Source organism: Caminibacter pacificus, from assembly GCF_003752135.1.
Lineage (GTDB): Bacteria > Campylobacterota > Campylobacteria > Campylobacterales > Nautiliaceae > Caminibacter > Caminibacter pacificus.
In genome coordinates, this window is record NZ_RJVK01000001.1 from 580,132 (window position 1) to 604,725 (window position 24,594).

The 24,594-nt window shown below is 32.6% G+C and carries 23 protein-coding genes; 12 read left to right on the forward strand and 11 right to left on the reverse strand.

The genetic code is table 11. The annotated features are described in order from the left end of the window. The first annotated feature begins 38 nt into the window (after nucleotides 1–38). Both dapE and EDC58_RS03045 read left to right on the forward strand, forming a co-directional pair. On the forward strand, nucleotides 39–1,136 hold the full coding sequence (gene dapE, locus EDC58_RS03040) for a succinyl-diaminopimelate desuccinylase (RefSeq protein WP_123352026.1): 1,098 nt from the start codon (nucleotides 39–41) through the stop codon (nucleotides 1,134–1,136). Between the two features lie 83 nt (nucleotides 1,137–1,219). Then, nucleotides 1,220–1,432, forward strand: a complete 213-nt coding sequence (locus tag EDC58_RS03045; RefSeq protein ID WP_123352027.1) for a succinyl-diaminopimelate desuccinylase — start codon at nucleotides 1,220–1,222, stop codon at nucleotides 1,430–1,432. Here the strand turns inward: EDC58_RS03045 and EDC58_RS03050 are convergent, their stop codons facing one another. Both EDC58_RS03050 and EDC58_RS03055 read right to left on the reverse strand, forming a co-directional pair. Further along, nucleotides 1,433–2,167, reverse strand: a complete 735-nt coding sequence (locus tag EDC58_RS03050) for an efflux RND transporter periplasmic adaptor subunit (protein WP_123352028.1) — start codon at nucleotides 2,165–2,167, stop codon at nucleotides 1,433–1,435. A gap of 17 nt (nucleotides 2,168–2,184) precedes the next feature. Further along, nucleotides 2,185–2,946: an ABC transporter ATP-binding protein gene (locus tag EDC58_RS03055; protein WP_123352029.1), complete on the reverse strand. Its 762-nt coding sequence runs from the start codon at nucleotides 2,944–2,946 to the stop codon at nucleotides 2,185–2,187. 79 nt (nucleotides 2,947–3,025) lie between these two features. Here EDC58_RS03055 and EDC58_RS03060 point away from each other — a divergent pair, with 79 nt between their 5' ends. The 7 genes from EDC58_RS03060 (at nucleotide 3,026) to EDC58_RS03090 (ending at nucleotide 8,897) form a co-directional block, all read left to right on the forward strand. Continuing rightward, nucleotides 3,026–3,640, forward strand: a complete 615-nt coding sequence (locus EDC58_RS03060) for a hypothetical protein (protein ID WP_123352030.1) — start codon at nucleotides 3,026–3,028, stop codon at nucleotides 3,638–3,640. Between the two features lie 31 nt (nucleotides 3,641–3,671). Continuing rightward, nucleotides 3,672–4,613 carry a hypothetical protein gene (locus EDC58_RS03065; RefSeq protein WP_123352031.1) on the forward strand — a complete coding sequence of 314 codons (942 nt, stop codon included), beginning with the start codon at nucleotides 3,672–3,674 and terminating at the stop codon, nucleotides 4,611–4,613. Further along, nucleotides 4,610–5,497: an LPP20 family lipoprotein gene (locus tag EDC58_RS03070; RefSeq protein WP_123352032.1), complete on the forward strand. Its 888-nt coding sequence runs from the start codon at nucleotides 4,610–4,612 to the stop codon at nucleotides 5,495–5,497. Before EDC58_RS03065 ends, EDC58_RS03070 begins: the two co-directional genes overlap by 4 nt. Before the next feature lie 70 nt (nucleotides 5,498–5,567). Further along, on the forward strand, nucleotides 5,568–6,305 hold the full coding sequence (locus EDC58_RS03075) for an amino acid ABC transporter ATP-binding protein (protein ID WP_123352033.1): 738 nt from the start codon (nucleotides 5,568–5,570) through the stop codon (nucleotides 6,303–6,305). Nucleotides 6,306–6,316: 11 nt separating this feature from the next. Further along, nucleotides 6,317–7,114: a transporter substrate-binding domain-containing protein gene (locus EDC58_RS03080; RefSeq protein ID WP_123352034.1), complete on the forward strand. Its 798-nt coding sequence runs from the start codon at nucleotides 6,317–6,319 to the stop codon at nucleotides 7,112–7,114. Continuing rightward, nucleotides 7,111–8,067 carry an amino acid ABC transporter permease gene (locus tag EDC58_RS03085; protein WP_123352035.1) on the forward strand — a complete coding sequence of 319 codons (957 nt, stop codon included), beginning with the start codon at nucleotides 7,111–7,113 and terminating at the stop codon, nucleotides 8,065–8,067. The genes EDC58_RS03080 and EDC58_RS03085 overlap by 4 nt, the downstream gene beginning before the upstream one ends. Further along, on the forward strand, nucleotides 8,067–8,897 hold the full coding sequence (locus tag EDC58_RS03090; RefSeq protein WP_123352036.1) for a DMT family transporter: 831 nt from the start codon (nucleotides 8,067–8,069) through the stop codon (nucleotides 8,895–8,897). Before EDC58_RS03085 ends, EDC58_RS03090 begins: the two co-directional genes overlap by 1 nt. Here EDC58_RS03090 and EDC58_RS03095 read toward each other — a convergent pair. Next, the gene (locus tag EDC58_RS03095; RefSeq protein WP_123352037.1) at nucleotides 8,894–11,641 is read right to left on the reverse strand and encodes a MutS-related protein; all 2,748 of its coding nucleotides are present in this window, start codon (nucleotides 11,639–11,641) and stop codon (nucleotides 8,894–8,896) included. The genes EDC58_RS03090 and EDC58_RS03095 overlap by 4 nt on opposite strands. A gap of 56 nt (nucleotides 11,642–11,697) precedes the next feature. Here EDC58_RS03095 and EDC58_RS03100 point away from each other — a divergent pair, with 56 nt between their 5' ends. Genes EDC58_RS03100 through EDC58_RS03110 form a run of 3 tightly spaced genes read left to right on the forward strand, consistent with a single transcriptional unit; the run spans nucleotide 11,698 to nucleotide 13,684 of the window. Continuing rightward, complete coding sequence (locus tag EDC58_RS03100) at nucleotides 11,698–11,970, forward strand: hypothetical protein (protein ID WP_123352038.1); 273 nt, start codon at nucleotides 11,698–11,700, stop codon at nucleotides 11,968–11,970. After that, nucleotides 11,970–12,551, forward strand: a complete 582-nt coding sequence (locus EDC58_RS03105; RefSeq protein WP_123352039.1) for a MarC family protein — start codon at nucleotides 11,970–11,972, stop codon at nucleotides 12,549–12,551. Before EDC58_RS03100 ends, EDC58_RS03105 begins: the two co-directional genes overlap by 1 nt. A gap of 2 nt (nucleotides 12,552–12,553) precedes the next feature. Next, nucleotides 12,554–13,684 (forward strand): MFS transporter, encoded by a 1,131-nt coding sequence (locus EDC58_RS03110; RefSeq protein WP_123352040.1) that lies wholly within the window; start codon nucleotides 12,554–12,556, stop codon nucleotides 13,682–13,684. Here EDC58_RS03110 and EDC58_RS03115 read toward each other — a convergent pair. The 8 genes from EDC58_RS03115 to EDC58_RS03155 form a co-directional block, all read right to left on the reverse strand. Further along, a complete protein-coding gene (locus tag EDC58_RS03115) occupies nucleotides 13,678–14,571 on the reverse strand; it encodes a Fic family protein (RefSeq protein ID WP_123352041.1) in 894 nt (297 codons plus the stop codon). The genes EDC58_RS03110 and EDC58_RS03115 overlap by 7 nt on opposite strands. An 85-nt stretch (nucleotides 14,572–14,656) precedes the next feature. Beyond that, the gene (locus tag EDC58_RS03120) at nucleotides 14,657–15,559 is read right to left on the reverse strand and encodes a N5-glutamine methyltransferase family protein (RefSeq protein WP_123352042.1); all 903 of its coding nucleotides are present in this window, start codon (nucleotides 15,557–15,559) and stop codon (nucleotides 14,657–14,659) included. Further along, complete coding sequence (locus EDC58_RS03125) at nucleotides 15,556–16,296, reverse strand: Wadjet anti-phage system protein JetD domain-containing protein (RefSeq protein WP_123352043.1); 741 nt, start codon at nucleotides 16,294–16,296, stop codon at nucleotides 15,556–15,558. The genes EDC58_RS03120 and EDC58_RS03125 overlap by 4 nt, the downstream gene beginning before the upstream one ends. Continuing rightward, nucleotides 16,289–17,461 carry an McrC family protein gene (locus tag EDC58_RS03130; RefSeq protein ID WP_123352044.1) on the reverse strand — a complete coding sequence of 391 codons (1,173 nt, stop codon included), beginning with the start codon at nucleotides 17,459–17,461 and terminating at the stop codon, nucleotides 16,289–16,291. Before EDC58_RS03130 ends, EDC58_RS03125 begins: the two co-directional genes overlap by 8 nt. Then, entirely contained in the window at nucleotides 17,445–19,292 is a 1,848-nt protein-coding gene (locus EDC58_RS10340) for an McrB family protein (RefSeq protein WP_123352046.1), read from the reverse strand. The genes EDC58_RS03130 and EDC58_RS10340 overlap by 17 nt, the downstream gene beginning before the upstream one ends. 165 nt (nucleotides 19,293–19,457) lie before the next feature. Beyond that, a complete protein-coding gene (locus tag EDC58_RS03145) occupies nucleotides 19,458–23,012 on the reverse strand; it encodes an ATP-binding protein (RefSeq protein WP_123352047.1) in 3,555 nt (1,184 codons plus the stop codon). After that, a complete protein-coding gene (locus tag EDC58_RS03150) occupies nucleotides 23,005–23,526 on the reverse strand; it encodes a condensin complex protein MksE (protein ID WP_123352048.1) in 522 nt (173 codons plus the stop codon). The genes EDC58_RS03145 and EDC58_RS03150 overlap by 8 nt, the downstream gene beginning before the upstream one ends. Beyond that, nucleotides 23,514–24,563: a hypothetical protein gene (locus tag EDC58_RS03155; protein WP_123352049.1), complete on the reverse strand. Its 1,050-nt coding sequence runs from the start codon at nucleotides 24,561–24,563 to the stop codon at nucleotides 23,514–23,516. The genes EDC58_RS03150 and EDC58_RS03155 overlap by 13 nt, the downstream gene beginning before the upstream one ends. Between the last annotated feature and the right edge of the window lie 31 nt (nucleotides 24,564–24,594).

Consider the following 24,594-nt stretch of genomic DNA (forward strand, 5'->3'; position numbering starts at 1 on the left):
TTTTAAATATTATAAAATTCTAACAAAAAAGGCTAAAAATGGACGTAATAGAACTTTTTAAAAAGTTACTTGAATTTAAATCGATTACTCCAAATGACGACGGAGCGATGGAATTTATAAAGAATTATTTAAACGATTACGAAGTAATTGAAACAGAAAAAGAAGGTGTAAAAAATCTTTTTATTTATAAAAAATTCGGCGAAGGCGATCATTTGTGTTTCGGGGGGCATATCGACGTAGTACCACCGGGAGAGGGCTGGAAAACAGACCCTTTTACACCGACTGAAATTGACGGAAAAATATACGCAAGAGGTGCACAGGATATGAAAAGCGGACTTGCGGCGTTTTTGTGGGCTATGAAAAACGCAAAAAACTTCAACGGAACCCTCAGCGCTCTTATAACAAGCGATGAAGAAGGCGATGCCGTGTGGGGAACAAAATATATGCTTGAAATTTTAAAAGAAAAAAATCTTATTCCGGATTTTGCAATTGTAGCCGAGCCTACGTGCGAAGAGGTTTTCGGAGATGCTATTAAAATCGGAAGAAGAGGAAGTATTAACGGAGTGCTAAGAAAAATCGGACTTCAAGGTCACGCGGCATATCCGGAAAAATCAATAAACCCTATCCATAAAGTAGCTCAAGTACTACACAAAATCGCGGGTGTGGATTTGGACGAGGGAGATGAGTATTTTGCTCCGAGTAAATTCGTAGTCACCGACATCAGAGCCGGAATGGAAGTGACAAACGTAACTCCGGGTGAGCTTAAAATGATGTTTAACGTCAGAAACAACACTCATACTGACAAAGAAAAAATCAAAAACTTCATCCACGAGCATTTCAAAGATATGAACTATACGCTTGAGCTTAAACAAAGCGCCGAACCTTTTATTACCGACCCGAATACAAAAGTTGTAAAAGCTCTTGATAAGGCAATACAAAAAGAAACGGGCATAACGCCGAAACATTCAACCGCAGGCGGAACGAGCGATGCGAGATTTTTTGCGAAATACGGAGTAAAAGTAGTCGAATTCGGAGTAAAAAACGACACTATTCACGCTCCTAACGAAAGAACGGGCAAAGACGAAGTGATTAAGCTATCAAAAATATTCAAAGACGTAATTGAAGAGTGGAAATAGGTGAAATGTGAAAGATAACAATTTGTTATCTTTCAGCAAACCTTTAAGTTTATATGTTAATATACAATTAAAAAAGGCGTGGGTTGAGAAAGGTATACGAATTAAAAAAGGGGATGAAAATCATTAGCGACGGCGAAATTTTGGAATTCGAAGAAATCAGGGGTGATAAAGCCATATTTTATAACGATTGGGGTATCGAGTTCGAATTTCCGGATTATTTGGATATAGACGAAATAGGAGAAATTTACGACGAAACGAATAGAAGCGAAGATTCTCTAACGCCTTCGCTTTTTTAATTATTTAAATTCAACCTTTACGATATCACCGAATCTAAGACCTTTTCCGACCAAATCGACTCTATAGCTCGTAATATATTTGCTATCGGGCAAACTCCATACTTTTTCTATTTTAAAATCACTGAGTTTTCCGTTTATATAGACGTCTTTGTTTAAAATCGAATCTATTTTATCAATCGGCACGTAAATTGTTAGCTTTTGTTTTGTAGTATCGTCCACTTCCGCTACCAAAACTCCCGGATTTACATAATCTCCGGCAGTGACATAAATTTTATTTACATATCCCGTAACTTTGATATTTTTTTTGTTTATGTTATCAAGAGTCGTTTTTTCTTGAGCTTGTAAATTACTAAGCTGAGATTTCATATTCAAAAGTTGATTTAACGCTCCCATATAATCGTAAAATTTCAAATCTTTTTGTTCTTGAGATTTGGTTTTTAAGTTTTTATATCTTTCATAAATTGATTTTTTTCTTTTTACGATTTGCTCTTGATTTTTAATCTCTTCTTTTAAAACCGCAATTTGATTTTTCAAATTTTGAAGATTGATTTTATCTTTCGTATCATCAATTTTGACAATTAGTTTATTCGTTACGAATTTAGATTCCAAGTTTTTATTTGAAACCAAAACTTCACCACTTTGAGGCGCTTTTATTTTATAAACCTCATACGGCTCCACTTTTGCATCATACGCAAACAATAAAACAACGCTTAATAAAAATAACAATTTTTTCATATCGCTCCTTTTTCGATTTATACTCCGTCAGCTATTTTTTCGTATTTTTCGCTGTTTCCTTCGATAAACGCCCTAACGATAGGATTTTGAGAGTTTTTAAATTCTTCGACGGTTCCGTATTCGATTATTTCTCCGTTATAAAGCATTGCGACATAATCGGCACTTTTGAAAGTCTCTTTCAAATCGTGAGAGATTACGACACTTGTCATTTTGTGCTCTCTTGTTAAAGATTCTATCATTCTTGTGATTTTATCACTGATAATCGGGTCAAGTCCGCTTGTAGGTTCGTCGTAAAGGATGTATTTGGGCTTTAGAATTATCGCCCTTGCCGTAGCCGCTCTTTTTCTCATTCCTCCGCTTAATTCGTGAGGATAAAGATAAGCCACCCTATCGGCATCAAGACCTACCATTTCAAGTGTTTCGAAAACTCTTTTTTTAATCTCGTCTTTATTCATATTCGTATGTTCTTTTAGAGGAAAAGCCACGTTATCGAAAATATTCATACTATCGAATAATGCCCCCTCTTGAAACGTAAACCCCACTCTTTTTCTAACTTCGTATAATTGTTGAATATCTGCATCGGCTACGTTTATTTCATCGACCCAAATCTCACCGGCAGTAGGTTTCAAAAGCCCTACGATATGTTTGATAATCGTCGATTTTCCCTGCCCCGACATTCCTAAAATATAAGTGATTTTTTCGTCTTTTATATCCAAATTGACATCTCTTAATACGACTTTGCTACCGAATACCTTTTTTAGATGTCTGATTTTTATCATCATGAACCTTAAAAAATTTTTAAACATTTTATCAAAAATATGTTATAATTAATATTAATAAACAACCGAGGAGCGAAAAATGAGTACTATTTATCCTTTAAGCTACTTACCTATAAACCCTATCCAAACGGTGCCTGTGACGTTTAATTACGACTACATCTCTCATCTTGAAAGTTTGGGAGTTACGGATTATTTTTTGCCGAGCCAATTCGCACAAAATCCGCTTTTTGCACAGGTTGACGAATTTCATCAAAACATAGGTATTTTACAAACGGCAAACAACGCTCTTGATACGATACTTACATACGTAGATATGCTAAAAAATATCAACAACCCCACACAAGACGTCTTAAAAGAGATTGCGGATGAGATAAATTCGGTTATTAACAATACGACTTTTGATAATCTAAACGTCTTTTCTCAAACGATAAATATAGGAGACGATAAACTAAACTTATCAATCCCGGCTTTTACACCGAATACGGATATAGAAAAATATGAGGAGCTTTTGCTAAAACAAAAAGACAATATTTTCAGCGCTCTTCAAAATTTAAGTATCACAACACCGCTATCGACTCAAAACGTAAATCCGGTCGATTTCGAAACGTTTACGTCACTACTAAACTCAGGAACACTTTTAAATGCATACAATACCGAGCTGATTAATCCTCAAACGCTTGAATTGCTCCTCTGATTTTTCTACAATTACAATAAAAAAGGCTCTCATGAGATATTTCGTTTTAGTGCTTTTTCTCTTTTTTAGTGCGTGCAGTCTGAAAATCAATCCGGCCGAATATCACAAAATAAACGCCCCTAAAGCAAAATATCTGCCAAGCCAAAACGAAATAAACGCACAAACGAAAGTTTTGATTTTAAATATTTCGACAAACGACCCTAAAACTTATTTTTTACTTGGAAGTTTTAAAAATCTGCTTGAAAACGCAATTTCAAAAACCTCGGCCGTGTTAATCCAAAGAAACAAAAAAACCACTCTAAAAGAAGAGATAATCTACGCACAAGAAGCGGAGCTTAGTAATTCGAATATAAATAGCGCGGATTACGTCATAAATGCAAAAATCTTATCTTCGAGTTATTCTCACTATTATCACAAAGGCTATTATTGGAAAGACAAAAAAGGCAGAACTCACTACGAACCGCCTTATTATTCGTATAGGGGGTGTGTGAGCGCTCAAATAGAGATTATTAAAATTCCTCAAAACTACATAGCAAAAACATTTTACATAAACGACTGCGCTTATGATTCGAGCAGATATTATCAAAACAAAAAAAGAGCCCTGCTTTATGAGGCACTTAAAGGCGCGATTTCAAATATTCAAACCAAACTGAAAAATTTCTTTGCAAAAAAAGGCTATATTATAGAAATAAGAAAAAAAGACGACGTCTATATTCTAAAAACGACGTTAGGAGCGATAGACGGCATAAAAGAGGGAGACGAGGTTGATGTTTATACGATAAAAGAATCGATAAACCCGCTGACAAACAAACCTTTTAAAGAAATAGTAAAAATTGCAAGCGGAGAAGTTTCCAACGTCATACACCAAAATACCTCTTGGATAATAGTAAAAGACCCGAAAACTCAAATAAAAATAGGAGATTTCGTCAAACCGAAATTTGACGAAGGATTTTTTAAAAGGCTTTTTGAATGAGATATTTAATTTTTTTGGCACTACTGATTTTGGGATGTTCTTCAAAACCTGATATTCCCAAATGGTATTTAAACACCCCAAAAGACAATTCACTTTATCTTTACGGCAGCGGTGAGGGATACGACAGAAACGAAGCAATTAACTCGGCTCTTAGTTTTATCGCCAGCAAACTTAAAGTAAAAATATCATCTACTTTTCAAAGCGAAAAATCATATATCGATTACAACGGAAAAGAAGACGTATATAAAAATATGTCTCAAAACATAAAAAGTACGATTGACAACTTCACGTTTTACAATTACAAAATAGACAAAATCAAAAAAATAGACGACAAATATTACGCTCTAATCAAAATAAACCGCCAAACTAACGCTCAAAAAATCATTCAAGATATAAAAAATTCATTAAAAAACCTCCCTGCTCTTACAAACTCCGCAATAGAAAACCTAAAAAACGCAAAAAAAGCCCAAAAAACGATAATAAAACTAAAAAACAGATATAAACTCGCAAAAATACTAAACCCTCAAATCCAAAACATCAATTTTCCTAAAAAATATGAAAAAATAATCCGAAACACAACTTTTAACGTCTATTCGAATTCTACGTTTTTAAAAAACTACTTGCTAAATACCATCTCAAAAAAATATACGATTTCAAACAGTCCGAAAATAAAAGTAATAGCAAACATATATTTAAAAACGAAAAAAATTGTCGGTGAATACCTCACAAACGCAAAATTAAATCTTTTATTAAAAGACAAAACGACACAAAAAGAGTACTTCTTCGAATGTGCCGCAAGCAGTTTCAATCCGGAACTTTCAAAAAAAATTGCAATTAAAAAATGTGCCGACAAAGCAAAAAAACTTCTAAATACTCTTTTTTAATTTAATCCTCTCTTCACTTTTGTAATATTTTCGTTATAATATTGTTGAACTATCAACGTTAGGGAGAGTAATGGAACCTATCATTCAGATGAAAAACATCAACAAACATTACGGCGATTTTCATGCACTCAAAAATGTCAATTTCGACGTTAAAAAAGGTGAAGTCGTCGTAGTTTGCGGTCCGAGCGGCAGCGGTAAATCCACACTTATCAGATGTATCAACAGACTCGAAGATATAAGTGAAGGAAAAATTATCGTTGACGGCAAAGACCTATACGACAAAAAAACAAACATAAACAAACTTCGCCAAGAAGTCGGAATGGTGTTTCAGCACTTCAATCTTTTCCCTCATCTGTCAATTTTAGAAAACATCACGTTAGCTCCTATCAAAGTCAAAAAAATGCCAAAAGAAGAAGCCGAAAAACTTGCTATGGAACTGCTTGAGAGAGTAAAAATACCTCATCAAGCAAACAAATATCCAAGCGAGCTAAGCGGAGGACAAAAACAAAGAGTGGCAATAGCAAGAACGCTTGCGATGAAACCTAAAATCATTCTTTTTGACGAACCCACAAGCGCACTCGACCCGGAAATGATAGGAGAAGTTTTGGATGTAATGAAAGAACTTGCACGTGAAAATTACACAATCGTTTGCGTAACTCACGAAATGGGATTTGCAAGGGAAGTTGCGGATAGAATCGTATTTATGGATGCGGGTGAGATTGTAGAAGAAAACACCCCGGAAGAATTTTTCAAAAACCCGAAAACCGACAGAGCAAAAAAATTTTTTAGCGAAATTTTACATCATTAAAGGAGGAAATTATGAAAAAATTAATCGCGTTTTTATTTATTGTCGCTTCACTATTTGCGGCCGATTTTCAACTTTGGCAAAAATCTACACTAAATTCAATTCTTAAAAACAATCAATTAAGAGTCTGTTTAGAACCCGGATACGTGCCGTTTGAGATGAGAGACAAACACGGAAGAATTATCGGTTTTGACGTGGATATCGCAAAAAAAATGGCAAAAGATATGGGTGTAAAACTAAAACTCGTACCTACTGCGTGGGACGGAATTATTTCGGCACTTATGACGAATAAATGTGATATTATCATTTCCGGTATGACGATTACGCAAAAAAGAAATTTAAAAGTAGCCTTTAGCGACCCTTACTTTTTAGTAGGACAAACACTACTCGTAAATAAAAAACATTCAAACGTTAAAAGCTACAAAGACCTTGATAAACCGGGAATCGTAATCACTACGAAACTCGGAACTACAGGTGAAATCGCAGCAAGAAAACTTTTCAAACACGCTACTATCAAAACTTTTGACAGCGAAAGTGCGGCGGTTCAAGAAGTATTAAACAACAGAGCCGATGCATTTATCTACGACAAACCTTACAACGAACTATTTATGGCAGGAAAAGGTAAAGGAAGACTTATCTTCTTAAAACAAGACTTAACTTACGAACCTTTAGGATTTGCTATCAATCACGGAGACCCTGATTTTCTAAATTGGCTAAACAACTTCCTAAGACAAATCAAACACGACGGAACTTACGAAAAATTCTACAACAAATGGTTTAGAAACACTGATTGGCTAAAAAGAGTACAATGAGAGAGTCGATTTTCAAAAATAAAAAAACGGGGCTTATTTTAGCCCTTCTGTTTTATATCGGGCTTGGATATTTCTTGTATCAAGCCGCAAGCAAGATAAACTACACTTGGAAATGGGATATGATTCCCAAATATTTCGTTTATCATCAAAAAGAACCGATAACTTCGCCTTGTGACGGAAAGCTTGAAATAAAAGGCGACAAAGCCATCGTAATTTGCGAAAACAAAAAAACATATACATTTAACATAAAAGGCTATAAGTTAGAGTTTAAAAACGGGGATTATCTTTATGAAGATGACGAAATAGCTTACAAAAGCGTACTAAAACCGGGACCATTTTTAATGGGACTTTGGGTAACTATTAAAATTTCGATTATTTCTATGGTAATTGCTTTTATTATAGGGCTTATTATAGCGATTATGAGACTTAGCGGTATTCCGGCGCTTGATTATATCGGAAGCGTTTATGTAACGGTAATAAGAGGGACTCCGCTTTTGGTACAGCTTTTTATTTTTTATTTTATTGTGGCGACGATTTTTAACCTACCGAGATTCTGGGCGGGTGTTATGAGTTTGTCTATCTTTTACGGAGCGTATATCGCCGAGATTTTAAGAGGTGCGATTCAAGCGGTGGATAAAGGCCAACACGAAGCGGCAAAATCCTTAGGATTCAACGCCTGGCAAAGAATGTATTATATTATCTTGCCGCAGGCTCTTAGAAAAGCGCTTCCGGCACTTGTCGGAGAGCTTATATCTTTAATCAAAGACAGCTCGCTTGTGTCTATCATATCTATTACGGACCTGACAAAAGTCGGACGCGAAATCGTAGCCAATACTTTCTCGCCGTTTGAAACTTGGCTGACCGTTGCGGCTTTATATTTGATGCTGACAAGCATTTTAAGCTTTATAGGACATAAACTTGAAAAAAGAATGAAAGTAAAAGGCGGCTTTTAGTGCTAAGAAAGTACGCCGATTTTCTGCTTGTTTTAGTGGCTCTAAGCTGGGGGAGTACTTTTATTTTAGTAAAAAAAGCGATAGAAGACCTCCCCGCTTTTTCATTTTTATTCGTAAGATTCTTTTTGGCTTTTTTGCTAATGTACGTATTTTTTCATAAAAAAATAGAAATAGACAAAAAAATCTTGAAAGCTTCTCTGATTTTAGGATTTTTAAATTTTTCGGCTTATGCGCTACAAACCGTTTCGCTTTATTATCTACCTTCAAACATAGTCGCTTTTTTAACGGGACTATTCGTAATATTTACTCCCGTAAGCGCTTATTTTTTCTTTAAAAAAGAGATTCCCAAAAAAGTCATAATTGCGGCAATTTTGGCGTTTTTGGGAATATACTTTTTAACTCAAGCGAAATTTGCCTTTTCCATATACGTTTTTTTGGTAATTCTTTGCGCCTTTTTTTACGCTTTACATATCAATTTTACAGATATTTTTTCTAAAAAATACAATATTTTTTCACTTGTAACTTTTCAGTTTTTGTTCGTAGCGATTTTCAGTCTGTTTTTAATACCTTTTGAAGATTTACAAAATGTCAAAATCTCTTTTACGGTCGTATTTGCGATAATTATTACGGTTGTTTTCGCAACCGTTTTCGCTTTTTTCGTTCAAACGTTCGCACAGCAGTTCACCACACCGACAAAAACGGCGATTATTTTTGCTTTAGAGCCGGTAAGCGCCGCGTTTTTGGGAGCGTTTTTCGGTGAGAGCTTGAATATAAAGCAGATAATAGGAGGAGTTTTGGTAGTTATTTCGATGATAACAGCCGAAATTTAATCAACCTCCTCCCAGTGAAGCTCGATTCCTTTGCTGGTTGTAACAAATCCGGTGATTCTGATTTTTCCTTCGTGTACCATTTTGTGATGTTTTTTACAAAGAGGAATAAGATTGTATTTGTGGTTGATATTCATATGTCCCACAAAGCCCTCTTTTGCTTTTTCTTTTTCTACGATATGATGTACGTCTTCCACCACCTTGCCGCAAATCGCACAGGTTGTAACATAAAGGTTTTTGTTGTAGCGAGAGCGCTTTTTCTTGATAAGAAGTTCAAGCGCACTGTATTCTTCACTTAATTTTTTTCTTATATTTTCCGCCGTTTTTAAAAATTCTTCGTCCATATATATCGATTTTGCAAACTCAAGCCCGTAAACGCTGCTGCCGCTTCCGTCTTTGAGTTTTCTATCATAAATAAGCTTTTCGCCGTCAAACCACACTTCAAGATGTTTCGCAACTACATTAGGCAAACTTTTTATCTCTTCCAAGTCCATTAACTGATGCAAATGCGTAGCAAAAACGAAATTGATTTTTTTCTTCGCAAGCTTTATAACGGCACTTGCGACAATGCTTAAAGCCGAAAGAGTTTCGGTACCGTGGGCTATTTCGTCTCCTAAAACCAAAGAGTCTTTGTTTGCGCGGTTGAAGATGTTTTTGAGTTCAAGCATCTCAACAGCAAAAGTCGAAAGCCCTTTTGAGAGATTATCTTTGGCTTCAATACGTGTAAAAATTCCTCTGTAAGGATTAAGTTCTATTTCACCCGGTACGAAAAAACCGCTTTGAGCCAAAAATACGGCAATACCTACACTCTTCATAAGCGAGCTTTTTCCCGAGCTGTTTATCCCGTAAAGCAGCATTCCGTCATATTCGCTAAAATCGACGTCATTGGGAACGTAAACGCCGTTTTCTTGATTGACTTCTATTAAAGGATGTCTTAAGTTCTTGAATACTCTTTTTTCATTAAGAGTAGGTTTAAAGTAATTGTATGTTTTTGCGACTTTTGCGGAGCTTATAGCTACGTCTATTTTTGCTATTTCTCTTGCAAGCTCATCTAAAAAGTCGAACTTTTTCTCGATTTCTTCGAGAGTTTTTAAGAAAAGTTTTGATGTAGCCGTTACGATTTTCGCTTCGAGCGCTAAAATTTTTTCGCTAAGTTCGTCTATTATTCCGCCGGTGATTTTTACGCTGTTTGTCAGTTGTTTGATATTAAAATCGCTAAAAAATATCTTTTTATTGTCAATCTCCATAAAAGTATCTAAAAATCTCTGTTTTATGAGATTGAATCTGTTTTTTGTAAGCGAAAAATAGTGCCCTTCTTTATCCAATACTCCGCACTCTACTTTTACATCCCCTAAAGATTCGATTTTTTCTTTGATTTTTAATAATTCTTTTAGATAATAATCCCTCTCTTTTACAAGCTCGTCAAGCTCTCTATCCACACCTTTTTTAAAAAACGACTCTTTTATATCTTCGAATTTAACTCCCAATTTGTCGGTATCGAATGTATTTTGCAAATACTCTATGAAATTATCTATTTTTGTCGTTTTTCTGCGAAGTTTCGTGTAGATTTTTTCGCTCGATTTTAAAGAGGTCAGCAAGAAATTTATCTCAAAAGGATGAAGTTTTTTAATTTTTATTTTTCTGTTGAGTTTTTCGATATCGTAAATATCTCTTATAAACTCTTCAAACTCTTTATATCTTTTTAGCATATATTCGACACTTTTGTAGCGTCTTTCTAATTCGTCTTTGTCATGGATAGGGTTATAAAGTCTCTCTTTTATAAGACGTCTTCCCATAGGAGTTTTTGTTTTGTCTATAAGTTTTAAGACTTTATTTATTTCAAGCTGTTTTATAGGATTATTACCGAGATATACGAATTTATCGTCTTCTATCATTTCAGGGAGTTTTAATTTATTGAGAAGCTCTTTATTGTGAGCTATTACAAATTCAAGCAAAATAGCAAGAGATTCGGTAATTAAAGGATATTTTTCAAGATTCATCACTTCAATAGGGCTTAAAAGACTTTGAATATTATAAACCTGTTTGAAAAGCTCGTTTTGATAATCGATTTTCATACGCGCTTTATTGATGATAATATTTTTGCCTTCAAGTTCCAAATAATTCACAATTTCATCGCAGTCCACATTTTTTAAAGTAAGAATAATTTCGTTGCTTTTGTATGTTTGAAGAAGCCTAAAAAGTTCGTCCAAAGCAAAAGTCGGGTCGTCTTTTGTGGAGTAGTTTTCGTAGATGTAGCTTTTCCCGGTGTTTAGGTCTATATTTGCAAATCCTACGTGATATGCGTTATATTTTTCGATGATAATGCTTGTTACGTAATTTTCCGCGGATTTTGAATATTCGATATTGACTCCTGGAGATATTATCTCGCTAAGATATCTTTTGACGTTAGGAGGCGTTCCTTTTTGCTTTATAAGAACGATAGTGTATTTGTTTTCGTCTATTAATTTTTCGAGATACCTATCAAGAGCGTGATTCGGAAACCCGGCCATTAGAGGATTTTTTACATTAATTTCCGGGATTGATTTATTTTTTTTGGTAAGCTGAATATTAAGTACGTTTGCTATTTCTCTGGCTTTTCCGATTCCGTCCGCTTCGTACGTCTCGAAAAAAGTCCCCACCTCCATCAAAACTACCGCATTCGGATAGAGGCTGTCGTAATATTTTTGAAGCTCGAAATAGATTTCAGTTAGAAGTTTTTTTGAATTAAGAAGCTTATTAATATCCATTTTTACCTTTATTTCACCCTGATTTAATTGATATAATTATATCAAAAAGGATCGATATGAAAAAGTTAATTTTTGCCGTAATTTTGGCAAGTTTTTCATTTGCTTTCAATTGGAACAGTATTGTAGGAGTTTTCAAAAAAACGGTAAACACCCTAAGCTACACAATCGAAACGAGCGGTATTAACCCGAGGGTTTATGAATTCGATACGCAAGGATACCCGAGAATGCATTGTGTTGTCGTATTTAGAGACGACCCAAAAACAAGCCCGGCTATGCAATGTATTGAGACAAAACCTGAATATATAAAAATGAACGAAAAGCTTAAATAATGGATTTTTTCTCCGTTTTCGTGACACTTTTTCTCATTATGGACCCGTTTGGCAATCTGCCGGTGATTATTTCTTTACTCAAAGATTACGATAAGAAAAAACGAATCGAAATTATCACAAAAGAACTTGCAATTTCTCTCTTTGTAATTTTTATTTTTATATTTTTCGGCAAAAGTTTAATGCATCTATTGGGTCTAAGAGAAGAATCCATATCGATTGCCGGAGGAATAATTCTATTTTTAATCGCTATAAAAATGATATTTCCAAGCTCCGAGCCGATGTTCGGAGCACAAAACGAGCCTTTTATAGTGCCTATCGCAATTCCGATGATAGCGGGACCTTCATTACTTGCGACGCTTCTTTTGTTTTCGACTAATTATGATTTAAAAATAGTAATCTCGGCGGCATTTGCAGCATGGGTGGCAAGTGCTGCGATAATAATATTTTTCATTCAGCTTTCAAAATACATCCCTTATAAATTTTTTAGCGCAATGGAAAAACTCATGGGTATGATTCTTATCGCCCTTGCCGTTCAGATGTTGCTTGAGGGAATCTCAAAATATCTTCATATACAAGGATAAAAATGAAATTTCAAAAATCAAAAGTATTACTGATATCTTTTGCTCATTTTACGCATGATATCTTCTCAGCTCTTCTTGCTCCTATTCTTCCTCTTTTGATAGACAAAATGGGAATTACGCTAACACAGGCAAGTCTTTTTGACATAGCAAGAAAACTACCAGCCCTTTTTAACCCCGTTTTGGGAATAGTGGCAGAGCGCACCAACGCAAAATATTTCGTAATCCTCGCTCCTGCCGTAACTGCTATATCCATGGGACTTTTGGGAGTTGTAAATTCATACTTTTTAGCACTGTTGCTGCTTTTTATTGCAGGTATCAGCGCTACTTTTTTTCATATCCCAAGCCCCGCTATGATAAAAGAATTCTCAGGCGATGAGAGCGGCAAAGGAATGAGCTATTTTATGGCGGCGGGTGAAAGCGCGAGGACGATAGGACCTCTGCTTGCCGCGGCGGTTATATCCATGTGGGGACTTGAAGGGATTTTGAGACTTTCGGTCTTAGGGATAATCGCTTCTATTTTTCTTTATATCAAACTAAAAGACTACACGCCAAAATACCAAGCAAAAAAATTCGAAACAACACAAATCAAAGATACACTAAGAAAAGTCAGCCCGTTTTTTATAAAGCTTGGCTCTTTTATGATGTTAAACTACACTTCAAAATTTTCCCTTAGCCTCTTTTTACCGGTATATCTGACCCAGCACGGGAAAAGCGCGGAGTTTGGGGCTATTGCTTTTGGTATTATGCAAGCGGGAGGAATTTTGGGGGCGTTTTTTGGAGGTAGGATATCGGATAAAATAGGCAGAAAAAAAGCACTGCTTTTTCAGGCTATTGGTGCGAGTTTATTTTTGGCGCTCTTTTTAGTTATGAATTCTATATTCGTACTTCCGTTTTTGGGATTTTTTCTTTTTTCTCAATCACCCGTACTTCTTGCTTTCACACACGACCTAAAAACCGATACCCCGAATTTCATCAACAGCCTTTATATGTTTATTAATTTCGGTATCAGCTCTTTAATCGTTCTTTTTGCGGGGATTTTGGGACAGCATTTGGGATTATTCAAAACATTCGAAATTGCAGCGATTTTGACACTTCTGTCAATTCCTTTTATCTATACGATAAAAACTCAATAGACTCTTTTTCTCATTTCTTCTATAGCATTCGCCAAAAAATATGCAAGCGGCAAAATATCACCTTCTTTTTGCGCTTTTTCAAGAGTCATATAATAAAAAGATTTGTTTTGTGCATTAATAAGAGGCGGCAATAAATTTAATTTGACAAACTGATGAGCCATAATAAGTCTGCCTACTCTTCCGTTTCCATCCCCAAAAGGATGAATTAATTCAAAATGCTCATGAGCTTTTGCAATATCATAAATATTAGATACGTTTCCGTATAGTTTTACCCAATACTCCATCTCTTCTTCTATATCTTCAGGATGAGTTAAGGTTAAATCCGAATTTTTGATTTTTCTTATATGTTTTGAATACTCTCCGGCATCCTCTCTTATACCCAAAAACAACCCGAAATGCCATTTTTTAATTAAATCGGTGGTTATTTTTTCAATTTTACCTTCTATAGTTTGTTCGATAATTTGTTTAGTTAAAAAAGCAAGGTTATTCATTTCAAGAAGTTTTCTTTTTTCTATATCTTTTTGAATATACCTACCCTCTATAATTTTTTCAAACTCCTCTTCATTCGAATCAGAAACCTCAATTTCATACGAACCGAATGCTTGAATTTTGCTAACCTCTTCAATCAAATCAATGTTTCTTAAATATCTGCTATCATCAAGGGAAATAATCTTTTTGACATATTTTTCAACTTCTTCTTTTTTTAAAGCCGGAATAAAAATATACTTGTTATACAACACGTCAATTTTAAATCTATTCTCTTCACTTATATTACCTCCGTCGCGCCAATTAATAAGACTCATACGACTTACACCCAAAGCTTGGGCAAGCTTAGTAGAATACTTAAAAAATTTAAGCAATTCTTCAATTTTTTGTTGATAATCCAATGTAACCCTTTTTGTTTATTTACACAAATATTTTACACAAAAAAGGTAATTATGTAAAGCAACAGTGCAAATTTACACTTTCACTTTACACTATTATCTCAACGCCTCTAATATTTCCCGCCAAATCCTCAAAAAATTCAAAACTTTTAACTTTTCCTTCCAAATACTCACTTAAACTTTTCTTTTGATTATAACCTATCTCCAAAACCAAGGCTTTATATTTCAAAGCAATAGCATAATTTATCAGTTTCCTTACTATATCAAGCCCGTCATCTCCTCCGAAAAAAGCAATATCGGGCTCATAAACATTCGGCTTTTTCCAGCTGTTTTCCACATACGGAGGATTGGAGAGTAAAATATCACCCTTTATCAAACCTTTTTCAATCTCAAAACCGAAATTTTTGATATTTTCTTCAATATCATTGTATTGCAAAATATCATTTTGTTCTATTTTCTCTTGACTTGCCCTACTTTTTACAGATATTAAATCCGAATCTCTCAAACCTCTCACATCCAACAAGTCGGCTTTCACTACTTTTACTTTTTCTTGCACTCCACTTAACATAATATTTTTTCTCGCAACTTCTATAGCTGTGTCGCTTATATCCGTAGCCAAAACTTTTGAATTCGTATGTTTTGCAACTTCTATCGCTATCACTCCGCTTCCCGTACAGCAATCCACCACCCTGCATCCATTTTCCATTTTACATTTTCCATTTATTAATTTTATAGCTCTTTCTACCACCACTTCCGTATCGTCTCTTGGAATCAGCACACCTTCTTTTATATAAAACTTATCTCCATAAAACCACACTTCTTCAAAAATATACTCAATCGGGTACCCTTTTTTTACCTTCTCAAGTATCTCAATTGCCTCTTTTGGTACTTCAATATTATCGTTTAAGTATATCCAGGTCTTGTCTTTATTTAGTACTTTTTCTAAGATGTAAATTCCATCTCTTTCTTTTATAAAATCTTTTATTTTCATTTATTAAGTACCTCCTGCTCTACTACGGCTGAATGGTTTTTGATTAATTCATATACAGCATCCACTTTTTTTACTTTATCTTCAATAAACTTTTGTTTGAGGTAAAGTTTTTGATTTGGATATTTTATAAAAAGCTCTTCTAAGTTTTCAGGCACAAAAAATTCTTTGCTTTTACACTTAATCGAATCAAATATCATCATCCCGTAAAAATCAAAATCCCCAAAAAACAATATATCTTTATCTCTTAAAAACTCAGCCGTTTTTTTATTGCTATATCCCCCAAGATATATAAAATCCACTTCTTTAAACAACTCAAAATCAATCCTCAAAAAACTCTCATAATTCTCAACCACAACAACCCTGCCGCTAATTTTAGGCTCAAATTCATCATAAAAAATTTGAGGAAGTGCATTTCTTTTTCTATGTATTATCGTAATATCGCTTGTGTGAAGATTTTTGGCTTTCGTATCCTTAAAAATTTCTGCGAGTTCTTTTTTGCTTTCAACCTCTCCAAAATCTTCAAACTTACATCCAAGAATACTTTCAATAAACCTCCCAAAAATTTTTTCATCATTAATAATAACCTCTTTACCCCTAAACCTTACAAAATACCTAAAAACATCCTCTTTTTTGCTAAATTCATCAATAAGTTTTACCAAATCTTTTCTGTCTTTGCTATTTTCTACAATTCCGTTTTTTACTTCTTTTATTATGCGGTAAAATCTTTTTTTAGTCATTTATTATCCTCTTAACCTCTTTTTCGCAATTTTTCAAATCAATAAACCTTACTTTCAATTTATATTCTTCATCAAACCCAAACTCTTGTTCTTCAATATTATAAACCCTCGGAAAAATCAAAGTCACTTCTTTTGAAGAATATTTTTGCGAATATGCAAACATTTGATAAAAGTCATTTCCTAAAATATCATCTAAAGATTCAATTATCTTCCATTTTGTATCAAAAATCTTATTTTCAATAACAATATCAGGAGTGAGGCGATATTTTTTATCCACATCAAAAAGATAATATTTTTTATGCTGAAGTTTTACTTTATCACAATATTTTTTAAACCAATACCCGACAAAACTTTCAAACAGCTTATTCATATCAAAAAGAATTGCAAATGAAATACTTTCACCTTTATAAGGAGTAAAAGATTTGTTATCCAAAAACACCTTACATATCTCAATCACGTTTTCATAATATTTTTTACTTCTGTCGATATGAATTTTTTTTAATTCTGACAAACTTCTAATTTCACCCACATCATCAAAAACAAACATGAATTCCCTAATTCTACGTTGATTTTCTAAATTTTTTGAGAGTTTATTTAATTTTATAAGAGTTGTTTTTATAACTCTATTTTCCAAGATATCTTCGATATATTCGTCATACTCCACAAAAAATCTCTCTTTATGTACTAAATTGTTTTTAATATGTTCGTTAATTAAAAGTTTGCCTTTTAAAAATTTTTGATTTTCCTGAATGGAAATGTAGTCTCTTTTTATTCCTTTTTTAACCAATTTATCAAGTTCATTTAGAAAAAAAGAGACAAAAATCTCTAAAAGAGACATTTTCTCAGTCTTTAGATTTGCGGTTGAAAGTTTTTTAAAAGGATGATTTTTAAGAGTTTTTATCATCTCAATTAAGATTATTTTACTTTCTTTGTAAGTATCATTACCAACAGAAATTTTAGGAAATATCTCAAGCACAAATCCGCTTTTTGTCTGGATAATTCCTACATAGTTTTGAGATTTCAAAACCCCTTTTTTAGAATACGATAAAAACTCAGTAGTTTGTGCTATTTCTTCAAGCTCTTTGAAATATTTTTTATTAATATTTTTTTTATTTATCTCTTCATACTCTATAATTTGAAAATGTTTATTATTGATTTTCTTCATTGTATATTTTTTTATAATTTTCTATCTCTTCGAAAGCATTTTTATCTATTTCATAAACTATTTTTTCATCATCGGCTAACTTACCTAAATATTTAAACTCTTTTTCTTTTATAAATCCGTTATTATTTAAAACCAAATTAATCTTTTCCCAGTCATCATAAAAATACTCTTGAAGCAAAGGAATGATTTTATTTTTGAAAACTTCTTTTAACTCTTCAAAAGTTTCAATATTTATAAAATAAGCGTGCCCGATTGTATGGTCTCTGTCGTATAAAAACTCAATTCTTTCATTCATAGCTTTTAGCATTTCTGAAATATCAATATCTTCAATATTTGGTAACTCATCATATTCTGGCATCATTTCAACAAATTCAAATCTTCTTCTCAAAGCCGTATCCATTAAAGCGATACTTCTATCAGCAGTATTCATTGTCCCGATAATATAGAGATTTTTAGGTACCCCAAAATCTTCCTTGCTATAAGGAAGTTTTACTCTCATCTCTTCCTTATTCCCAAGCCTCTTATCCTTTTCAATCAATGTAATAAGTTCACCAAAAATTTTAGAAATATTCCCGCGGTTTATTTCGTCGATTATGAGGATGTAGTTTTTTAACACTTCATCTGAATCAACTTCTGAATCACTTTTTAAATAGTTTAAAACTCCCTGATAATAAGGTTCTAAACCTCCAACTATTCTGGATTTAACATCTTCAGAATTATAAATATCTTTTAAAGTTTTAATGGAAAGAGTATGACTTATGTCTCCATTTTCTTTTTCAAATTTTATACTTCTGTCTGTTACTTCATAAACATAAATATTTTTTCTTTTTAATGGAATTTTTATTTTTTCCTCAGCTTCCAATTTATCAATTATTTTTTCTTTAAAAACTTCTTCAAAAGATTTTTTTCTTTTTCTATTTTTATATGTATACAAGTTTTTTTTTGCTTTATTGCTCAACTCTTTAAAAATCCCATCGTCAATCTCATAATAAACATTACCCTCTTCATCTGTTTTTGCTTTTAAACCTTCCACAAATTCTTCATAACTATAGCTTTGATGAAATGTCACAAATTCTATTTGCCCCTCTTTTTGATACTTTTTAAATTTTTCTTTTGCTTCTTCTCTTGAACTTGGCATAACTTCCTCAATTATCTCAACAGCACTCTCAATTACACTATATGTCTTCCCTGTACCTGGAGGTCCATATAAAATTTGGTTGAGGGAAGTTTTCGGTTTATTGTTATTTTCATGATTCATTAATTTACTTTCCTTCATGCTAAATTCTTTTGTATCATGATATTTATTTAATAATAATTGAATTATCACGGGTTCATAAGAAGGATAAGTATAATCTTCCTTTTCGAACATAATTCTTAAAATTTTATTTAATGAAATACTCATACGTTCTTGACCGTTTCCTCCATCACCTATTGTGACTAATGATGAAGAATTTATATCAATAGCAAAAGGATTTCCTTCCAATGTTTTCACCACAAGAGGTCCGTATTTTTGAATTTCTTTATATAAACTTTCATATCTTTTTTTTATTTCTTCTTCATTTATTGAATCTCCATAAAAATTATTCTGATATTCTAAATATTTTCTGTATGCTGATTTAAAATCATTATATAGATCAGGATGCAATTTATTCTTTTCTACATATTCTTGAAATTTTTCTTTAAATTCATCATTGTCAAATTCATGGATATTTAAATTTAATTTATTTATTATTTCAAATCCTCTTTTTAAATAGGATATATATGTATCCATTGACTTGATAAAATTTATATTTTTACAAAACCTTTTAAAGCCATTAATATCCAATATCATTGTTAATACCTTTTATTTGAATTCGACACACTTATTAATATCTTTAATTTTAATCCAAAATCTTTTTTTTCTTAATGTGTTTATTTCAATTTTCCTATCCCTCCATATCCCAAATGCAATATCTTCTCTTTTCATTTTCCATTCTCCATTCTCAATTCTCAATTCTCAATTTACCCTAACCCCTTCTTCTCCGATAAGTCTTACGACTTCAAACTCACCGCCGATGTTTCTGAATTTGTAGATGTCGATTTCGTCTACGTCTACAAGCGGAAGGTCCGGTGTAACGTATATAACCCCAAGGCCTCTTTCGTTTACGTATTCTTTTAGAAGTTTTTGGTTTTTGGTTGAAAGGACGCTTACCTCATCTAAGATTAGGAAAAGTGAGGCTTTTTCTTTTATAAATAGCTCAAGCAAACTCACGGCAATTGCGATTTTTAGTAATATCGACCCACCGGTTGAGCTTTCGTTTTTGATGAGTTTGAGGGTGTTTTCTTTTTCGTTTTCTATAAATTTTACGTTTATATCCACGACGTCTATCAATGTAAAGCTTTCACTCTTAACTTCTTGTTTGATGATATTGAAAAGCTCTTCGATTTTTCTGAGTTTTCTATCGCTCTCAGCCCTGTCGAAAAATAGTGACTCTTCACTCTCAAGCAGAGTCACCAAATCAGCGATATTTTCTTTGATTTCATCAAAGATTTTTAAAATATTTCTTTTTGTCTCTTCAATTTCTATTCTTATACCTTTAATAATCCCGAAATCCACTTTGCTTAAGTTGTTATTGATTCTTTTTACCTGTTTTAGGAAGTCTTCTTTTGCGCCTTCAAAGTTATCGAGTTTTTTATCAAGGATACCTGAGATTAGGTTTTTTAGACCTTTAAGCCTTGTTTTATTAAGTACGTCGAATTTTTTATCTTTGAAGATATAAAGCTCATCCACTTTTTCAAGCTCTTCGGCTACCAGGTTTCCAAGAGCCTCAAGGTTGAAGTTTACTTCAAGCCCCTCTACAACGAATCTCTCAAGTGCACTTTTTATATCGCTTGCTATATCTTTTAGGGCGATTTTTTTCTCTTTGAATTCTGAGTCTTTTAGTTTGTATTCGTCAATCAGAGTACTCAAATATTCGTTTGTTTTTATTTTATTTTCAGGCAGTTTAATTCCCGATACTTTTTTTAGCCCTTCTTTTACGATGTTTAGTTCGTTATCTTTATTTTTTATTTTCTCTTCGATTTTAGCGAGTTTATTATTTAGGATTTTTTCCATTTTTAAGAAAAATTCGTTAATTCTTACTTTATAGTTTTGGTATTTTTCGAGTTTTTGTTTTAGAGAATTTTCGGAGTTTATAAACTCTTTTTTCTCTTCCCACTCTTTCAAAAACATTTCGGCTTTTTCTATCTCTTTTAGTTTATTTCTTATGTTTTGAATTTCTCTGTTTAGTTCTTCAACCCTTTCGTCTTTTGATATTTTGTTTTTCTTGATATTTAATTCGTTGATTTTTTCATCTATTAATGCTTCTTTTTGTTTAAATTCTTCTATTAATTTTTCTTTTATTTCTTTGAATTTTTGAATTTTTTCTTTTTCGAGTTCCTCTTTTTTGTTTTGAAGTTCTCTTTTTAATGCTTTTATGTCTCTTCTGATTTTATTAATCTCTTCGTTTAGGGCTTTTATTTCATCGTTTTTTTTGTTGATGTTTATTTTTATGAGTTTTATTTCTTCGTTTTTTAGGTTGTTTAGTTCGTTTAGTTTAGCTTTTAGTTTTTCATTTAGGTTTTTAATCTCTTCATCAATTAGCTTAAATTCGGCATCTATCTCTTTTGCTTTTTCTTCGTTTATTTCGATTTTCGAGGTAATTTCTATCTCTTTTGCTTTAAATTCTTTCTCCAAAAGACTTAAAGTATTTTGAAGCTCTTTATTTAGCGAATCGATATTGATATTTAGTTTTTCTATCTCTTCTTCCGCTTCTTTCATGGTAGGAATGGATTTTAAACGGCTCTTGTCAAGCTCTATTCCAAATACCCTATCACTAACAACTTTCGGTTTTAATTCATCAATATCCATACTCAAAAGTTTTTCGTCAATCACTGGATATAGTTCTTCTTCCCAGTTTTCCACGTTTTGATTTAAGAATTCTTTAAAAGAATTAGGTTTTGTTTTTAGGATGTTTTTGTAAAAAATGATTTTTTCTTCCAAAAGAGATATTTTTCTTGTGTACTCTTTTTTTATGTTTTCTACTTTTTCCTGATAATCACCTTTTAATTTTTTCAGCTCTCTTTTAAGCCTTACGACTTCATCAAGCAGTTCGTCTTTTTTTATTTGAATTTCTCTTTTTTTGTTTTTGAGTTTGTTTATTTCTTCTTGAATTTCGGCTTTTAGTTCGTCTTCTTTTTTTGAATATTTGAAATTTACTTCGTTTAGTTCTCTTTGGTAAGCTCTTTTTTCATCTTCTTTTTCGGTTATCTCTTTTTCTATTTTTTCAATTTTGCTTAAAAGTTCTTTTTCTTTTTGAATGAATTCCTCTTTTACTTTTTCGAATTTTTCGAAAAACTCTTCTTCCAAGTTTCTTTTTTCCCTGATTTCTTCTTCTTTTAGTTTGTCTTTTAGAATTCTTTTTTCTCTTTTTAGTCTTTCTATCTCTTCTTCAATCTCTTCGACCTGGTTTTTTATTCCTTTAATCAGTTCGTTAAGAGATGTTTGGAGAGTTATGAGTTTTTTTTCGATTTCTTCTTTTTGAGACACCTTTTTTTCCGCTTCTTGGATTGCTTTTAGGTTGAAAATCTCTTTTAGTTTTTCAATCTCTTTTAGTTTAGAGCTAAGCTCAAAAATAGTGTTTTGAATATTTTCTTCTATATTTTTGATTTTCTTATCAAAATATCCGAATTGCTTTAAGACTTTTCTTTTTTTAGTTTCAAGCTCTTTTAATTCATTTATAAGCTCATCTACGAGTTTTTCTTCGATTTCTTTTTTATAAGCTATTTTTGCAAGCACTTCTTCAATATCTTTTTTTAATTCGATAAGAGCGTTTTTATAGATATATAGTTTTTCGATATTTGCGCTTTCTTGTTTGAATTTTCTATAAAAAATAAAATATTGCCTGTAATCCATAAGCTCGTTTGCAAACTCTTCGTAATTAATCTCACCCGCTTCCACCCTATCAAGGGTAGTAAAAATAGTCTCTTTTATACTTTTTGCATCGAATACGGCTCTATTTACGTTAAAGATTTTATTGTAAAGGTTTATAAAAGTGTTGTAGTTTTTTATGGTTGTGAGTTTAAAATCAAGCCTTTGTCTATCAAGCCCGTATATGATTTTTTTGTATTCTTCGTTTGTTTGAGGGCGGTATTTTAAAGGCGCTTCGTTAGCATATTCTATCACTTCTTTAAGAGGTGCGATTTCATCGCCTTTTAGGACTCTGTTTAAATCAAATTTTTGCTTGCTAAAAATTCTTTTAATATCACCCGAGCGTTTATACATCAAAACAAAATAATCTTCAAATTCATAAACTAAAAACGAGTTGTCGTATTTAAAATAAAAGTCTTTAAAACTCTCTTTGTTCGGGTCTATTCCAAGCGCTTTTACATCGGAATTGTAATAGTAATGAATAGCTCTAATAGCCGTAGTTTTCCCGCTTCCGTTATCTCCTACGAAAAAGACGTTTTTTTTGCGTAAATCTATCTCGGCAAATCCGAAATTTGCGGCGTTAAAAAAATATATCTTATTCATCAACTTCTCCTTCACTTATCGCATCTACAATATCAAGATAATAATTTATAGAGTTAAGCACTACATATTCGTCTTTTTTACCTCTGTTTTCTATGACGTAGAATCTCTCAAGCAGATTAAAAAGCTTATCGGTAATTTCGATAATATCATTCGTATCAAAAAGCGCTTTTATGATTTTTTCATCTTTTTTTGCCTCGAATCTTTTTATAAATTCGCTTTTTTTGATTTTGTGTCCCTTATCAAGATGAACGAAAACTTTTTTTAACTGAGCAAGTGCCAAAATAAGCTGTTTGTGGGAATTAAAAAACTTCTCTTCTTCATCGGCTTTCAAATCTTTGCTAAGGTAAAAATATCCGTTTTCACCCACCAAATAAAGCCCGATTTTATTAAGAGTCCTGTTTAGTGATTCGAAATTCTCATCCTCCATAAGCCATGAGGCTTCTTTTTGAAATTTCGAAGAATTGGTGGAGATTATTACGCCCTTACTTAATATTTCAAAAATTACGCTTTCCATTTTACTACCCTTACGTTAAATTCATTGTATTCTTTTGTATATGTGAGTTTTTTGTCGAAGTGGTTGAGGATATAGACAAACACCCTAACGCTTTCATTTAACAGTTCTTTATCGATTTTTCCGACATATGCGATAATGCTTTTAAATATATCTTCACTGCCCTCGATACTTTTAATAAGACCTTTTAGGTCGATTAAATTTATCACTTCTTCGAGGTCTCTTTTTACGTGAGAATGTTTGATTTTTCTCTCTTTTGTGAATTTTCCTATTATTTCTCTTATTTTTTCATAATTTACATACGCGCTATCAGGAACGTATTCGAATTTTTGTTTTATTACGAAACGTTTTGTAATTAAAAAGTTGTCGATTCTATTATCTTCATTTATTATTAAATGAGCGATTTTAAAGAGTTTTTGATTAAAGCGTCTTTTCTTTTCAGTTTGAGTTATGAATTCTCTTAGTCTCTTTAAATAACTATCAACGTTTTGATTCAAATGTATGATATCAAGCAAAATATCTTTTACAAACTCTTTAAAATCACCAAATTCCATAAACCCTTCAAAAACATTCACTATCATTTCGTTTTTAACCATAATCTCTTCGACGTCTTTTAGTATGCTTCTTGCCTCTTTTATCAAAAATTCAAGCTCACTCACCTCATCGTTTTCAAGCTTTTCGATAAGTCCCAAAAGCCTTTTGTCGCGGTTTTTCATTCCCTGATAGATTCTGTTTAAAAGTTTGAAAATCAAATCTCTTAAATAGTTGCTTTTGTTTAGTTTGTACTCTTCTTTCAGCTCTATCAGTTTTTTAAGCTCTTTATCAAAATCCTCCGCGATATAGCTAAAATCCGCCCTTGCAAGCAGAGTATCCACAAAAGTAAAATATATTTCATTGAGATAATAAAACCCGCCGACTTTATTAAAAAGACCTATTTCAATGAGTTCCTGGGGGACTGAGAGTAGTTTTTTGTTTTTATACGCACTGTCTAAGATTTTTCTGTGACGACAAAGAAGATTCAAAAGCTCAATATGTTTCATCCGCTCTCCTACACGAAATAAATGAAATTAT